Annotated in this window: 11 protein-coding genes, 1 pseudogene and 1 riboswitch; of the genes and pseudogenes, 3 read left to right on the top strand and 9 right to left on the bottom strand. The window is 72.9% G+C overall.

Annotated elements, in window-relative coordinates:
* Positions 1 to 1,249: pseudogene (locus tag AOJ26_RS24615) on the bottom strand (MATE family efflux transporter); the annotation flags it as partial.
* A gap of 90 nt (positions 1,250 to 1,339) precedes the next feature.
* Here AOJ26_RS24615 and AOJ26_RS24610 point away from each other — a divergent pair.
* Positions 1,340 to 1,870 carry a PadR family transcriptional regulator gene (locus AOJ26_RS24610; RefSeq protein WP_053850534.1) on the top strand — a complete coding sequence of 177 codons (531 nt, stop codon included), beginning with the start codon at positions 1,340 to 1,342 and terminating at the stop codon, positions 1,868 to 1,870.
* Here AOJ26_RS24610 and AOJ26_RS24605 read toward each other — a convergent pair.
* The 5 genes from AOJ26_RS24605 to AOJ26_RS24585 form a co-directional block, all read right to left on the bottom strand.
* Positions 1,858 to 3,051: a hypothetical protein gene (locus tag AOJ26_RS24605; protein WP_053850533.1), complete on the bottom strand. Its 1,194-nt coding sequence runs from the start codon at positions 3,049 to 3,051 to the stop codon at positions 1,858 to 1,860. The genes AOJ26_RS24610 and AOJ26_RS24605 overlap by 13 nt on opposite strands.
* Before the next feature lie 33 nt (positions 3,052 to 3,084).
* The gene (locus tag AOJ26_RS24600; protein WP_053850532.1) at positions 3,085 to 4,101 is read right to left on the bottom strand and encodes an NlpC/P60 family protein; all 1,017 of its coding nucleotides are present in this window, start codon (positions 4,099 to 4,101) and stop codon (positions 3,085 to 3,087) included.
* A 224-nt stretch (positions 4,102 to 4,325) separates the two neighbouring features.
* Positions 4,326 to 5,360 (bottom strand): C40 family peptidase, encoded by a 1,035-nt coding sequence (locus tag AOJ26_RS24595; RefSeq protein WP_053850535.1) that lies wholly within the window; start codon positions 5,358 to 5,360, stop codon positions 4,326 to 4,328.
* A 210-nt stretch (positions 5,361 to 5,570) separates the two neighbouring features.
* Entirely contained in the window at positions 5,571 to 6,914 is a 1,344-nt protein-coding gene (locus AOJ26_RS24590) for an NYN domain-containing protein (RefSeq protein ID WP_053850531.1), read from the bottom strand.
* Between the two features lie 35 nt (positions 6,915 to 6,949).
* Positions 6,950 to 7,189: a hypothetical protein gene (locus tag AOJ26_RS24585; RefSeq protein ID WP_037719539.1), complete on the bottom strand. Its 240-nt coding sequence runs from the start codon at positions 7,187 to 7,189 to the stop codon at positions 6,950 to 6,952.
* Positions 7,190 to 7,360: 171 nt separating this feature from the next.
* Here AOJ26_RS24585 and AOJ26_RS24580 point away from each other — a divergent pair, with 171 nt between their 5' ends.
* Together AOJ26_RS24580 and AOJ26_RS24575 are read left to right on the top strand one after the other, a co-directional pair.
* The gene (locus AOJ26_RS24580; RefSeq protein WP_053850530.1) at positions 7,361 to 8,101 is read left to right on the top strand and encodes a rhomboid family intramembrane serine protease; all 741 of its coding nucleotides are present in this window, start codon (positions 7,361 to 7,363) and stop codon (positions 8,099 to 8,101) included.
* Positions 8,098 to 8,379 (top strand): Lrp/AsnC family transcriptional regulator, encoded by a 282-nt coding sequence (locus AOJ26_RS24575; protein WP_020137395.1) that lies wholly within the window; start codon positions 8,098 to 8,100, stop codon positions 8,377 to 8,379. The genes AOJ26_RS24580 and AOJ26_RS24575 overlap by 4 nt, the downstream gene beginning before the upstream one ends.
* A 13-nt stretch (positions 8,380 to 8,392) precedes the next feature.
* Here AOJ26_RS24575 and AOJ26_RS24570 read toward each other — a convergent pair whose 3' ends face one another.
* From AOJ26_RS24570 to trpD, 3 genes are all read right to left on the bottom strand, one after another.
* Positions 8,393 to 10,534: a protein kinase domain-containing protein gene (locus tag AOJ26_RS24570; protein WP_053850529.1), complete on the bottom strand. Its 2,142-nt coding sequence runs from the start codon at positions 10,532 to 10,534 to the stop codon at positions 8,393 to 8,395.
* 68 nt (positions 10,535 to 10,602) lie between these two features.
* Positions 10,603 to 11,964: an aminotransferase class V-fold PLP-dependent enzyme gene (locus AOJ26_RS24565; protein WP_053850528.1), complete on the bottom strand. Its 1,362-nt coding sequence runs from the start codon at positions 11,962 to 11,964 to the stop codon at positions 10,603 to 10,605.
* A 121-nt stretch (positions 11,965 to 12,085) separates the two neighbouring features.
* A riboswitch (SAM riboswitch) is annotated at positions 12,086 to 12,202 on the bottom strand.
* A gap of 76 nt (positions 12,203 to 12,278) precedes the next feature.
* Positions 12,279 to 13,343, bottom strand: a complete 1,065-nt coding sequence (gene trpD, locus AOJ26_RS24560; protein WP_053850527.1) for an anthranilate phosphoribosyltransferase — start codon at positions 13,341 to 13,343, stop codon at positions 12,279 to 12,281.
* Positions 13,344 to 13,568 lie beyond the last annotated feature (225 nt).

Here is a 13,568-nt window from a genome sequence, read left to right as displayed (position 1 = left end):
AACAGGACCAGCACGGTCCCGCACTGGAGTGCCATCGACAGCGCCAGGGCCAGGCACACGCCGGGGAGGCCGAGGGGTGTGCAGGCGTAGGCGAGCGGGAGTTGGACCGTCGTGCCGAGCAGGGTCACCCGCAGCAGCGCCGGCGCTCCCCCGCTGCCCTCGAAGACGCCTCCGAGTGCGATGAAGCAGGCCGTCAGCAGCAGGTAGGGGCCGACGCAGCGCAGGAACAGCACGCCGTCGTGGGCGACCTCGGGCCCCGCGCCGAAGGCCGCCATGAGCCAGGGGGCGGTCATGAGGAGCAGCACGGCCGCCGCGAACCCCACCGCCCCGGACACCAGCACCGCCTCCCGCCCCACCGCCCGCCGCGCGTCCTGCCCGGCGCCCCGCAGATGCGCGGTGTGGATCGAGGCGGCCTGCCGTACCGCGTAGAAGGCCATCGTCGCCACGTACATGACCTTGTAGCCGATGGAGTACGCGGCCACCGCCGTCACCCCGAGCCGCGCCACGATCGCGACGAGGACGAGGGCGCCGCCCTGGCGGACGGTGAAGTCGGCCGCCATGGGCAGCCCGGTGGTCAACGCCGCGCGCACCGGGACCCCCGTCGGAACCCCCGCACACGACCGCAGCAGCGCGTTCCGGCGTACGGCGAGCAGCCCGGCCCCGAGAGCCACGCCCCGGCACAGCACGGTCGAGACGGCGGCGCCCCGGACGCCGTACGCCTGGATCAGGAACGGGTCGCAGACGAGGATCAGGCCGTTGGCGAGGAGGGCGAGCCGCATCGGGGTGCGGTGTCGCCGGCGCCCTTGAGGATGCCGTCGACGAGCTGCTGGGCGAAGAAGACGGCGATGCCGGGCAGGGAGATCGCGAAGTAGGCGGTGGCGAGGGCCACGGCCGGGCCGCCGTCGAGCACGAGTCGGGCCAGCGGCTCGCGCAGCAGGAAGCCGCCCACCGCGACCACCGGCGTGACCAGCGCCCACAGCGCCACTCCCCCGCGGACGGCAGCCCGCACCCCGCCGGGATCCCGCGCGCCCCGGGCGTGCGCGACCAGCACGGTCGTACCGGAGGCGAAGACGAGGGCGACCCCGAGCAGCACGTTCTCGGTGTTGGTCGCCACGGCCACGGCGGCGACGGCGGGACCCCCGAGCCGGGAGACCCACACGGTGTTGATGATCCCGGCGGCGACGGAGGCCAGCAGGCCGAGGTAGACGGGGTGGGCGAGCGAGACGAGCTGCCTGCGGTGACTGTTCACTGACGAATCTCCCTCGACACGAGCTACCTCGATTAGAGGTAGCTCGATAAGAGGTAGCATGGCGCCACGACCCCCGCAAGGAGGAATGCAGTGCTGGAGCTGTCGATCCTCGGCTTCCTCGCCGAAGAGCCGCTGCACGGCTACGAGCTCAAGGAACGCATCCGGGCGCTCACCGGCCACGTCCGCCCGGTCAGCGACGGGGCGCTCTATCCGGCGATCACCCGGCTCGTCAGGGCGGGGCTGCTCGACGAGCGCGCGGAGCCGGGCGCCAGCGCCGCACCGCGCCGCACGCTGTCACTCACGGAACGGGGCCGCGAGGAGCTCCTGGAGCGGCTGCGGAACCCGAAGCAGGCCGAGATCACCGACCAGGTCCGCTTCAACACCGTCCTCGCGTTCCTGCGCCACCTGCCGGACCGCCACGAGCAGGCGGCCGTGCTGCGGCGGCGGCTGGAGTTCCTGGAGACCCCGACGAGCTTCTTCTACGACGGCGCCGAGCCGGTGCGCGCGGAGGAGGCGGGCGACCTGTTCCGGCAGGGCATGCTGCGGGTGGCGCGGGCGACGGGCCGGGCGGAGCGGGCCTGGCTGACGGAGGCCGTGGAGCGGTTGGGTCAGCCGAACTGATCCCGCAGGTACTCCCGCCACGCGGCGGTGAAGTCCTTCAGGTCGGTGTCGAGCACCTTCGCCATGGCCTCCTCCACCGCTCCCGGCCGCTCCTTGTGCGTGCCCACGGCCCGGTAGAACGCGCCCAGCTTCGCCTCGCCCCACCGGTCCGCGATCATCCGGCAGGCCAGCCAGCCCCCCTCGTAGGACATCGCGAGCCCGGACGCGCTGCCGCCGAAGCCGAAGTCCGCGTCGGACGGCAGGGCCGCCGGCACCCGGCCCGCGGCCACGGCCTCCCCCAGCTCCGGCGCGGCCTCGGACGGGGTGCGCCCGGTGTCCCGGTAGCCGACCCAGTCGGCGTACCCCTCCGACAGCCACAGCGGTGTCGCGGCCGTGGTGTCGGCACGCGTGGCGACATGGGTCGTCTCGTGGGTGAGCACGACCTGCCTGCCCAGGTTGCCGAGCAGGCCGTAGGCGTCGGGGTTGACGATGATCCGGTCCGCGGGCGCCCGCGCCGGGGCGCCGGTCTCGCCGGTGGTGACGGCCGCGATCCCGCGGTACGAGGAGGCCGGCGAGCCGAGCAGCCCCGCCATGCCGTCCAGGGAGTCGGGCACGAGCACGACGACGTGCCGGGACCACCCGGTGCCCCAGGTGTCCGACACGGCGGGCACGGCGTGGTCGGCCAGGTCCGCGAAGGAGTGCAGCCGCTCACCGGACTGGCCGACGCCGAGGACGATGCTGTGCTTCCCGCGGACGACGGTCACCTCGCCCTGGTCCCACAGTTGCTGCGGGGCCTTCTTCGCCGGCTTCTCGTCCCGCACGTACCACTGGTCGGCCGCGTCGAGGGAGAGGTCGAGGGTGCGGGCGACGGTGACGGGGGCCCGGTCGTAACCCTGCACCTGGTAGCGGAGTTCGGCGTCGGCGGTGGCCGTGGCGCCGGTCCGGTGGACGCCGGTGACCTTGTAGGACCAGGAGGCGAGCGGCACCGCACTGACGTCCTCGAACCAGCTCGCGGCGCCCGTCTCGGCGACGGCCGCCTTGTCGCGGTCGAGGACGGCCGCCGCCCGCCGGTCCAGGACGTGCTGCACGTCGGCCTCGGCGGTGTCGGAGGCCGTCGGGCCGCCGCCGCACGCCACCAGCGAGGTGAGCAGCAGGCACAGCACCACCGCACCGCGTCCCGACGCCCGCCTTCGACCTGCCATGTTTCCCGATCGTACGGGTATCGCCGCCGTCGGTCAGGGGCGCGTGACCGTCGCCCCCGGCATCATGCCCACCGGGTCGTAGCGCACCGGGGCGCCGGGATAAGGGGCGTGCACGACCTGGCCGTTGCCGACGTACATGCCGACATGGCTGGCGTCGCCCCGGTAGGTGACCAGGTCGCCGGGCCGCGCCTGGGACAGCGGCACCTGGCGGCCGGCGTAGCGCTGGGCCTGTGAGGTGCGCGGGAGGGAGACGCCGGCCTGGGCGTACGACCACTGCATCAGGCCCGAACAGTCGAAGCCGTTGGGCCCGTTGGCGCCCCACACGTACGGCTTGCCGACCGCGGACTGGGCGGCGGCGACGGCGGCGGCCGCCCGGCCCGAGGGCGCCGCGGCCCCCGAGAGGTCCGGCATCGCGGAGCGACCGGAGCGGGAGGCCCGGTCGTAGGCGGCGCGCTCGTCGGAAGGCAGGGAGTTGAGCAGTTCGCGCGCTCTGGCGAGCTTTCTCTCGACGGTCCGCTTGTGGGAGGCGACGGCCTTGCGGCTCTCCTCCAGTTCGCCGAGCTTCCGGGCCGCCTCGCTGCGCTCCTGGGCGAGTTCGCGCATGGCCTCCTGGAGGTCCTTGAGCTCGCCCGCCTGGTGGGCGTTGATGCGGTCCAGGGCGGCCGCCTTGTCGAGGTACTCGTCCGGGTCGTCGGCGAACAGCAGCGCGAGGGACGGGTCGAGGCCGCCGGAGCGGTACTGGGCGCCGGCCAGTGAACCGAGCTTGTCCCGCATGGAGTTGATGCGCTCCTGCTGCCGGGCGATCGCGTCCTGTGCGGAGCCGACCTCCTCGCGCAGCGAGTCGGCGCGCTCGTCGGCCTTGTTGTAGGCCTCGGTGGCCTGCTCGGCCTGCTCGTAGAGGCGGTCCACCTCGGCCCGGGTGCCGTCGGAGGGAGCGGCGACGGCCGGTACGGCACCGAGCGCGGCGGCCGCCGCGGACAGCACGCTCAGAGCGGCACCGGCGCCCCGGTTGAACCCGGACGTCTGGGCAAGGCGGCGATGGAACCCCACGGGAAGCCGCGCTCCTTCCACTGGCGGACACGGACGCTTCCCGGCGAGGGGAAGCGCGGCCGACAGTAGCCCCGCGGCAGGGGCGTATCCAACGACCTCCGCGCGCACACAACGTGACGCCCCGCCTGGGACGCAGGTCATGGGCGGGGCGTGCGGTCAGTTGCGGTTGTCGCGATTCGCCCGAACGGGCGGCGAGTCGTCGCGATCTTGAAGGCGCGGGCGGCTCAGATCCGGACGCCGAACTGGAACGGCATGTTGTTGATCGACTCGTAGCGCACGACCGTGCCGGTGCGGGGGGCGTGGAGGACCTGGCCGTTGCCGGCGTAGAAGCCGACGTGGTGCTGGTCGCCGTAGAAGATGACCAGGTCGCCGACCTTGAGGTCGCTCTGCGAGTAGATGCGGGTACCGGCGTTGGCCTGGGCCTGCGAGGTGCGCGGGATGGTGACGCCGGCCTGTGCGAAGGCCCAGGAGGTCAGGCCCGAGCAGTCGAAGGAGGAGGGGCCGGTGGCGCCGTAGACGTACGGCGAACCGATCTTGCTCTGGGCGGCCTGGAAGGCGGCGAGGGCACGGCCGGAGGCGGGGCCGGTGTTGCCGAGGTCCACGCGCTCGCTGGCGGAGCGGCTGGCGCGGGCGTCGGCGGCGGCGAGGGATGCCTTCTCGGCGGCGGTCAGCGTGTTGAGGAGCTTCTGCGCCTCGGCGAGCTTGCCCTGAACGGCCTTCTTCTGCTTGGCCAGTTCGGTGCGCGTGCTCGCGAGGTCCTTGAGCTTCTCGGAGGCCTCGGCGCGGTCCTGGGCCAGCTCGCGCTGCTTCTCCTGGATCTTCTTCAGCGCCTCGACCTGCTGGGAGCTGAGCTGGTCCGCGGTGGACGCCTTGTCCAGGTAGTCGTCCGGGTTCGACGACAGGAAGAGCTGGAGCGAGGAGTCGATGGTGCCGGAGCGGTACTGCGCGGCGGCCGCCATGCCTATGGAGTCCCGCAGTTCGTTCAGGTCGTCCTGGCCGCGGGCCACGTCGTCCTGGATGGTGGAGATCTCCTTCTGGAGCTTCTCCTGCTTCTCCTTGGCGCCGTTGAGCTTCTCGGTGGCCTGCTCGGCCTGCTCGTACAGGGCGTCGACCTTCGCCTTGACCTCGTCCTTGCTCGGCTTCTCGCTCGGCGCGGCATTGGCGGCATTGGCACTGAGGGCCACGGCGGCAGCCGCTGCGGTCGTGAGCACGGTCACGCGCGTACGGCTCGGCTGCTTGGGTCGACGATGGGACGCCACGGAGGTGAACTCCTTCTTTTGAGTGATCACCCGCTTGGAGGTTCGAGCCCAGACCCTAGTGACCTTCCTGTGATCAGTTCAAATCCTCAGGAATAAAATCTCGTCACGCCGTGCATTCTTTGCACATAACTCACGTGCAGTGATAGCCACTTGACACTACGTTGCGTGACGATACGGCTAATTCGGACACCAAACCTCTTAGTTCGATGTTTAGGACAGCCGCTTCAGAAGCACCGCAGAAGCCACCGGCCGTGCCCCCGCCTTGGCGATGCCGTCGGCGACCTCGCGGTCGGTCGAGGCGACGATCACCGGCCGCCCGGGCGGCTCGGCGCGCACGAGCTGGCGGATCAACTCGTCCGCGGTGACACCGGCCTTGGAGAACAGCACCCGCACGCCGCGCGGCGGCGCGAGCAGCACCGGCGCGGCCAGCTCGGCCCCGTCGAAGACGCAGGTCACCTCCGCCCCGGTCTGCGCGGCGAGCTGCGAGAGCTGCCCGAGGAGCCGCAGGCGCTGCTTCTCCAGCGGCATCTGGGGATAGCCGGTCTTGGTGACGTTGTAGCCGTCGACCACCAAGTGCGCCTGGGGCAGGGCGAGAAGCTGGTCCAGGATCGCCGGGTCGTTCTCGGACAGGGCCCGCGCGGCGATGTCCTTCGGGGTCATCCGTCCCGGTTCGACCGCGTCCACGGTCTCGGCGGGCCGCACGGAGACCGGGGGCAGGGCCAGTTCCCGGCGCAGACCCTGGGCCGCGTCCAGAACGGTGTCCAGAAGCAGACGCACGCGCATGTCCTCGACACTGCGCCCCTCCCGTGCCGCTCTGCGCGTGGCCTCCAGCGCGGCCTCCGCCTCCCCGAGGCGTGCCTTCAGGCGCCGGGACTCGCTCTCCGCGGCGGACACCTGGGCCTGCCCCTCGGCGCGCACGGAGTCCATCTCGCCCTGCAGCTTGCGCAGGGCCGCCTCGCCGCGCTTGACGTCACTGAGTGCCGCGCGCAGCTTCCGGTGCAGCGACTCGGCTTCCTTCCTGGCCGATTCCAGCTCGGTGCGCAGCCGCTCGGTCTCGGCGCGCGTCTGGTCGCGGGCGGCCGTGAGCTCCGCGCGCAGCCGCTCCAGTTCGGCGCGGCTCTCCTCGTCGGCCCGCTCGGCGTCCGCCCGCTGGGCCTCCTCGCCGGCCGCGGTGACCAGCTTGACCCAGCCGGCGGGGCGCAGAACATAGGCCGCGGCCGCCACGTCGAGCGGGTCCGCGGCCGGGGGCGGGGAACCGGAGTCGAGGGCGCCGGCCAGCTCCGGCTGGACCTCTCTGAACTTCTCCCCGATGCGCTGGCGGAACAGCGGATCGGTCTCCAGCGCGGCCGCCATCGCGTTGCCCGCGAACTTGGCCCGCCGGTTCGGCGCGAAGCGCGCGTACTGCCTCAGCTGTGCGGGCAGTTCGCCGACGGTCAGCCCGCCGAACCCCTCCGAGACGATGTGCACGACCCTGCGCCGCACGCCGTCGGGCAGCGGACGGTCGAGGACCTCGGCGGCGCCGTCGCCCGGCTCCCCGCCTTGTGTCTCCACCATCCGTCACACCCCATCACTGTGCGGGGCCGGCCCTGTCAGGAGCCGGCGCCCGGCCTGTCCACGAGTTCCACCTGGTCCACGGCGTTGCACCAGCGGCACCGCACCGACTCGATGGTCTCACTGACCACCTCGCGCTCCTCGACCTTCGGCTCTCCCGCCAGGTCGAGGTGGACGTACTCGACGACCTTCGACGAGCGGGTCACGTCGAAGCGCGTGAGGTTGCCGCAGAGGGTGCAGCGCCACCGCGTCGAGGCGGTCGGGAGGGGAACCGTCATCGTGACTGTGCTCTTTCCTGCTAGCCATTGTCGGTGACGCACCGGCGTCCCGGTGCGTGTGGCTCGTAACCCTACGGCCTGGCGGGTACTCGCCGCTCGGGCGTCCACAGGACCCACCCGACGGCGAGGCACTCTGTTCCGTTGCGTCCCGTTACGCCATGCTCTGTGCTCATGATCCGCAACTGGAGGGTGACACTCGGTGGAACCGGCAGGGCGCTGTGGGGACAGGCTCCGGTCACCCACGGTCTGATCGCCCTGTGCTGTCTGGTCTTCGTGATCGGCCCCGCCTCCGGCCTCGACCCGGCCTACGGCTCCGGGGACGCGGCCCTGGCCGCCCAGCGGGCCTGGTTCCACCGCTGGGGCGTGATCCCTGCCGAACTCTTCGAGGACTCGCCGGGTGCCGCCCTCACCCCGGCCACCGCGCTGTTCGTGCACGGGAGCTGGGCGCACCTGCTGGGCAACATGCTCTTCCTCTACGTCTTCGGGGCGATGACCGAGGAACGGATGGGCCGGGTGCAGTTCCTCCTCTTCTACGTCGGCTGCGGCTACCTCGCCCTGCTGGGCTACGCGGCCGCCAACGCCGACTCCGAGCAGTCCCTGGTCGGTGCCTCCGGGGCGATCTCGGCGGTCCTCGGCGCGTTGCTCTTCCTGTTCCCCCGGGCCCGGGTGACCAGTCTCCTGCCGTTCCTCTTCTTCCTGCCGCTGCGCTTCCCCGCCTGGGTCGTCCTGCCCTTCTGGGCGGCGCTGCAATGGCTGGCGGCGGGCCGCGCCTCCGACGGCCCCGGGGTGGCCTATCTGGCCCACCTGGTGGGCTTCGGCCTGGGCCTGGTCTTCGCCTGGGTGCGTTTCGGACGTACGACTAGAGTGAGGCCCGCCCCAGCTCCGGCCCCCGAGGGAGAGAACCAGCCGTGATCACCGCGATCGTCCTCATCAAGACCAGCGTGGACCGGATCCCCGAGATCGCGGAGCGGATCGCCGCGCTGGAGTCCGTGAGCGAGGTCTTCTCCGTCACGGGCACCTACGACCTGATCGCCATGGTCCGGGTCAAGCAGCACGAGGACCTCGCCGAGGTCATCCCCGGCAGCATCAGCAAGATCCCCGGCGTCGAGGCGACGGACACCCACGTGGCCTTCCGCACCTACTCGCAGCACGACCTGGAGGCCGCGTTCGCGATCGGCCTCGACAGCTGACCGTCCCCGACGGCTAGGAGCCGAGCGCGAGCACCGTGATGCCGTCGGCGGTGGCGGCGTACACGCGGCCGTCGCGGACGACCGGGCTCTGGGTCCCGAGAGAGGCGCCGCCCTCGACGCGCCGGTGCCAGATCCGCTTCCCCCGGCGGTCGACGCCGTGGAGCGTCGAGCCGTGGCGCACGTAGAGGGTGTCGCCGAAGACCGTGGGGTCGCTGTACTGGTTCCCCTCGTCGGGGAAGGGGAAGGACCACGCCGTCGATCCGTCGGCGGGGTCCAGGGCGACCAGTTCGTAGTCGGACACGGTGACGCCCAGGCCGGCGAAGGGCACGCAGGTGAAGTAGCGGCCGCCGTACACCTTGTCGTTGGCCGAGTCCCACAGCGTCCTGCCGGAGCGGGAGATGCCGTGCAGCATCCGCTCGCCGCCCGATCCGACCATCAGCGTGTCGCCGACGAGGGCGGGCCTGCCGGTGTCGGAGCCGGCCTTCGCCGCCCAGAGCCGCTTGCCGCTCCGCGCGTCCAGGGCCTGGACCTGGTCCCCGAAGGTGCCGACGTACACCACGCCGTCCGCCACCACGGGTTCGCCGGTGGGCGCCGGTCCGGTCGGGGCGGACCAGCGCACGCTGCCGTCGGGGGCGTAGGCCCGCACCCCGCCCGCGTCCGAGCCGTCGCCGTAGGACACCAGGACCAGCCCGCCCGCGGCGACCGGGAACTGGCTGTTCGCGGCGAACGACCTGGTCCAGCGGACCGTGCCGCGGCGGCCGAGCGCACACAGCTCGGAAGCGCCCTCCTGGCCGTCCTCCAGCAGGCAGTACACGCCGTCGGCGGTGGCGAGCGGGGACATCGCCTCGGCGCCGAGCGCGGTCCGCCACACGGTCCGCCCGTCCAGGTCCAGCGCGTGCAGCGCGCCGTCCGCGCCGCCGACGTACACCCGCGTGCCGTCGGGCGAGAGGGCCGCGCAGGGGCCGCGCCGCCCGCCGAGCCCCTGGACCTTGCACTGCCAGCCCGTCGCGGGAGTGCCCGTCGGGGACCCCGCCCCGGTCGTCGCCCTTCCGTCCGCCGAGTCCCGCAGCCACAGCCATCCGCCCGCGCCCCCGGCGGCCACGACCCCGACGCCTCCCGCCACGGCCCGCAGCAGCCGGCGCCGGGACGGCGCGGCGGGGGCGGGTGTCACATCGGCGACCGCGGGGACGTGCGTGACGGTCACCGGCGCCACGTACTCGACCCGGCTGCCCCGCTCCCCCGAGTCCTGCCCGGGCACCCAGCGCGCACCGTCCCGGACGGTCCCGGTCTCCTTCTGGGCGCCGGGGGCGTACCAGCCCGGCCGCAGCCCCTCGCGCAGCGACCCCGCGGTGTGTCCCGCGGCCGCGACCAGCTCCGCGGGCGTCGGCCGCGCGCCGGGGTCGTCCCGCAGACACGACTCCACCAGCGGCAGGTGTTCCCGCGGTACGGCGGACAGGTCGACGTCCCCGGTCAGGATCCGCAGCAGAACGACCGAATCCTGCCCCTCGCCGAAGGGCTCCTTCCCGCCGGAGGCGTAGGCGAGGACCGCGCCCAGGGAGAAGACGTCACTGGCCGGAACCACTTGGGCGCCGTTGCGGATCTGCTCGGGCGAGAGGTAGCCGACCGATCCGACGACCACGCCGGTCCGGGTCAGGGCGGTGCCCTCCAGGGCCCGGACGATCCCGAAGTCGATGACCCGGGGGCCGTCCGGCGCGAGCAGGATGTTGGAGGGCTTGAGGTCCCGGTGCACCAGCCCCTTGGCGTGGATCGCGGCGAGCGCCTCGGCGAGCGCGGCCGCCAGCAGCCGTACCGCGTCCGCGGGCAGCGGTCCCCGGTCGAGCACCGCGTCCCGCAGGTTCGGCCCCGCCACGAACTCGGTCGCCATCCACGGCCGCGCGGCCTCGGTGTCCGCGTCCACGACCCGCGCGGTGTACGTGCCGGTCCCGCCGACGGTCTGCGCGGCCCGCACCTCGTGCCGGAACCGCGCCCGGAAGGTGCGGTCCTCGGCGTGCTCGGCCCGTACGACCTTCACGGCCAGCCGCAGCCCGCCGCGCGCCTCGGCGAGGTACACCTCGCCCATGCCGCCGGAGCCGAGTCTGCCCAGGACCTCGTAGGGCCCGATGGTCCGCGGGTCGGTCTCGCGCAGCTCCTGCACCCCGTGCTCCCCCTGCTCTCCGTACGGCTGCTGAGGGGGAGCGTATACGCGCGCCGACCGTCGCTCCCTCAGACGGCCGGGACGCAGCGGCCGTCCTCGGTGCGGTACGTCCACTTCGCGCCGTCCGCGACCAGTTCCCTCACCGCCTTCACGAACCGCTCGACGTGCTCGTCCGGGGTGCCGGCGCCGAAGCTCACCCGGATCGCGTTGAGGGACTTCTCGCCGGGCGCGGCCTCGGGGGCGCCGCACTCGCCCTGGGACTGCGGGTCGCTGCCGAGGAGGGTGCGGACGAGGGGGTGGGCGCAGAAGAGGCCGTCGCGGACGCCGATGCCGTACTCGGCGGAGAGGGCGGCGGCGAAGTGGGAGCTGTTCCAGCCCTCGACGACGAAGGAGATCACGCCCACGCGGGGGGCGTCGTCGCCGAAGAGGGACAGGACGCGGACCTCGGGGACGTCGGCGAGGCCGGCCCTGACCTTCTCGATCAGATACCGCTCGCGGGCCACCAGGGTGTCGAAACCGGCCTCCGTCAGCGCCTTGCAGGCCGACGCGATCGAGTAGGCGCCGATGACGTTCGGGGAGCCCGCCTCGTGCCGGGCGGCGCTGTCGTGCCACTCCACGTCCACTCCCCCGTCCTCGCGCCGGGTGACCTTGCGGCTGGCGCCGCCGCCCGCGAGGTAGGGGTCGGCCGCGCGCAGCCAATCCGCGCGGCCGGCCAGGACGCCGGAGCCGAAGGGCGCGTAGAGCTTGTGGCCGGAGAAGGCGACCCAGTCGACGTCCAGGTCGCGGACGCTCACCGGGTGGTGCGGGGCGAGCTGGGCGGCGTCCAGGACGATCCGGGCACCGTGCGCGTGGGCGGCGGCGGCCAGCTCGCGCACCGGCCACAGCTCGCCGGTGACGTTGGAGGCGCCGGTGACGCACACCAGGGCGGGACCGTGTGGGTCACGGGCGGCGAGGGCCTTCTCCAGGGTCTCGACGGCCTGCCGGGGGGTGCGCGGCGCGTCGAGGTAGCTGACCCGGGCGTCCCTCCAGGGCAGCAGGCTCGCGTGGTGCTCGGTCTCGAAGACGAACACCTGGCAGTCGGCGGGGAGGGCGGCGGCGAGGAGGTTGAGCGAGTCGGTGGTCGACCGGGTGAAGATCAGGTCGTCGTCCTCGCGGCAGTCGAGGAACTCGGCGACGGTCCTGCGGGCGTTCTCGAACAGGTCGGTCGACAGCTGGGAGAGGTACCCGGCCCCGCGGTGCACGCTGCCGTAGTAGGGCGCGTACGCGGCCACGTCGTCCCAGACCCGCTGGAGGGCCGGTGCGCTGGCCGCGTAGTCGAGCGCCGCGTAGGTGACCTCGCCGCCGGTGACGAGCGGGACGGTGACATCCCGACCCAGAACGGGCAGCGGGGCACAAATGGTCGGGACGGCGGCAGCGGTGGAGACGGACATGGGGAACTCCCGTGAAAGTAAAGGTGAGATGGGTGCGCGGAGGCGGGGCTCGGCGGCCCTATCGCATTCGCTTGCTCACGGAAGACTCCCTCGAACGACCAGGACCCCTGGTGTCGAGAGGGGCCCGCGCTTGCCGTAGACCTCGCTGCCTACGGCCTGGTCTTCACCCGGGGCACCCCGCCACGGACGGAGGGTTGCCGGACAGTCGGCCGGGGCCTCATGACTGTCACTCATGACCTGGTACAGGAACGTACGTGAGGTGATCGTCGTCCCGCAACCCGTGTCCGGATCGCGGGACGACACCTTGGCGGCCGTCAGGCGTTGCTGGCGGCCACCCAGCGCTCCAGCGTCCGCTTCGCCGCGCCCGAGTCGATCGCCTCCGCGGCCTTGTCCATCCCGGCCCTCAGCTGCTCGGCCAGCGTCCCCGACCCCGGGTCCAGGGCCACCAGCGCGGCCGCCGAGTTCAGGAGTACGGCGTCGCGGACCGGGCCCTTCTCGCCGTCCAGCAGGTGGCGGGCGACCTCCGCGTTGTACGCCGGGTCGCCGCCCCGCAGGGCCTCCACCGGGACCAGGTCGATGCCGACGTCCCGGGGGTCGAAGCTCTCCTCGGTGACCTTGCCGTCGCGGACGACCCAGACCCGGGAGGTCGACGTGGTGGTCAGCTCGTCGAGGCCGTCGTCACCGCGGAAGACGAGCGAGGAGTGGCCGCGCTCCGCGAAGACGCCCGCGACGACCGGCGCCATGCGCGGGTCCGCCACCCCGACCGCCTGGGCCCGCACCCGGGCGGGGTTGGTCAGCGGACCGAGGATGTTGAACACCGTGCGGATGCCCAACTGACCGCGGGCGGCGCCCGCGTGGCGCAGCGCCGGATGGAACTTGATCGCGAAGCAGAAGGTGATCCCGGCCTCCTCGGCCACCTCGGCCACCCGCCGCGGGGTCAGCTCCAGGTTGACGCCGAGCTTCTCCAGGACGTCCGAGGCGCCGGACGCGGAGGAGGCGGCCCGGTTGCCGTGCTTGACGACCGTGGCGCCGGTGCCGGCGACGACGATCGCCGACATGGTGGAGATGTTGACGGTCTTGGCGCCGTCGCCGCCGGTGCCGACGATGTCCACCGTCCGCCCGGGGACCTCGATCACGTTGGCGTGCGCGTACATCGCCCGCACGAGCCCGTTGATCTCCTCGACCGTCTCGCCCTTGGCCCTGAGGGCGACCACGAAGCCGGCGATCTGCGCGTCGGTGGCCTCGCCCTGCATGATCCGGTCCATCGCCCAGGCCGTCGCGTCGGCGCTCTGGTCCCGGCCGTACAGCAGGGCGTTCAGCACCTCGGGCCAGGAACGGCCCGCCGCGGTGTCGCCTCCAGCGGGGGTCACAGCGCTCATGGGGCCGCTCCAGATGTCGTAGAAACCGTGTCCACACCCTATCCAGCGCGGAGCACGACACAGGGCCGCGTCCGGTGTTCGGACGGCAGACGCCACGACCCGCAAGCCGCGTACGGCGCGCAGGGGACGGGGTGGGGGGTGTCCGCCCGCAGCGGCCGGCGTCCGTTACCGAGCACTGCTCAAGCAGCCGAGCCGCCGGACCGAGGACGGACACCCCCCACCCCG

Origin of the sequence: Streptomyces sp. NRRL B-24085, assembly GCF_001282115.1 — a bacterium.
Classification (GTDB): Bacteria; Actinomycetota; Actinomycetes; order Streptomycetales; family Streptomycetaceae; genus Streptomyces.
The sequence above is the reverse complement of the archived record's forward strand: the minus strand, read 5'-3'. Positions and strand labels throughout refer to the sequence as shown.

What these genes read in the sequence shown, in the direction of transcription:
- AOJ26_RS24605 (WP_053850533.1), bottom strand. Translation starts at nt 3,051, where the DNA reads ATGGCAGGTCGAAGGCGGGCGTCGGGACGCGGTGCGGTGGTGCTGTGC.
- AOJ26_RS24590 (WP_053850531.1), bottom strand. Translation starts at nt 6,914, where the DNA reads ATGGTGGAGACACAAGGCGGGGAGCCGGGCGACGGCGCCGCCGAGGTC.
- AOJ26_RS24585 (WP_037719539.1), bottom strand. Translation starts at nt 7,189, where the DNA reads ATGACGGTTCCCCTCCCGACCGCCTCGACGCGGTGGCGCTGCACCCTC.
- AOJ26_RS24580 (WP_053850530.1), top strand. Translation starts at nt 7,361, where the DNA reads ATGATCCGCAACTGGAGGGTGACACTCGGTGGAACCGGCAGGGCGCTG.
- AOJ26_RS24565 (WP_053850528.1), bottom strand. Translation starts at nt 11,964, where the DNA reads ATGTCCGTCTCCACCGCTGCCGCCGTCCCGACCATTTGTGCCCCGCTG.
- trpD (WP_053850527.1), bottom strand. Translation starts at nt 13,343, where the DNA reads ATGAGCGCTGTGACCCCCGCTGGAGGCGACACCGCGGCGGGCCGTTCC.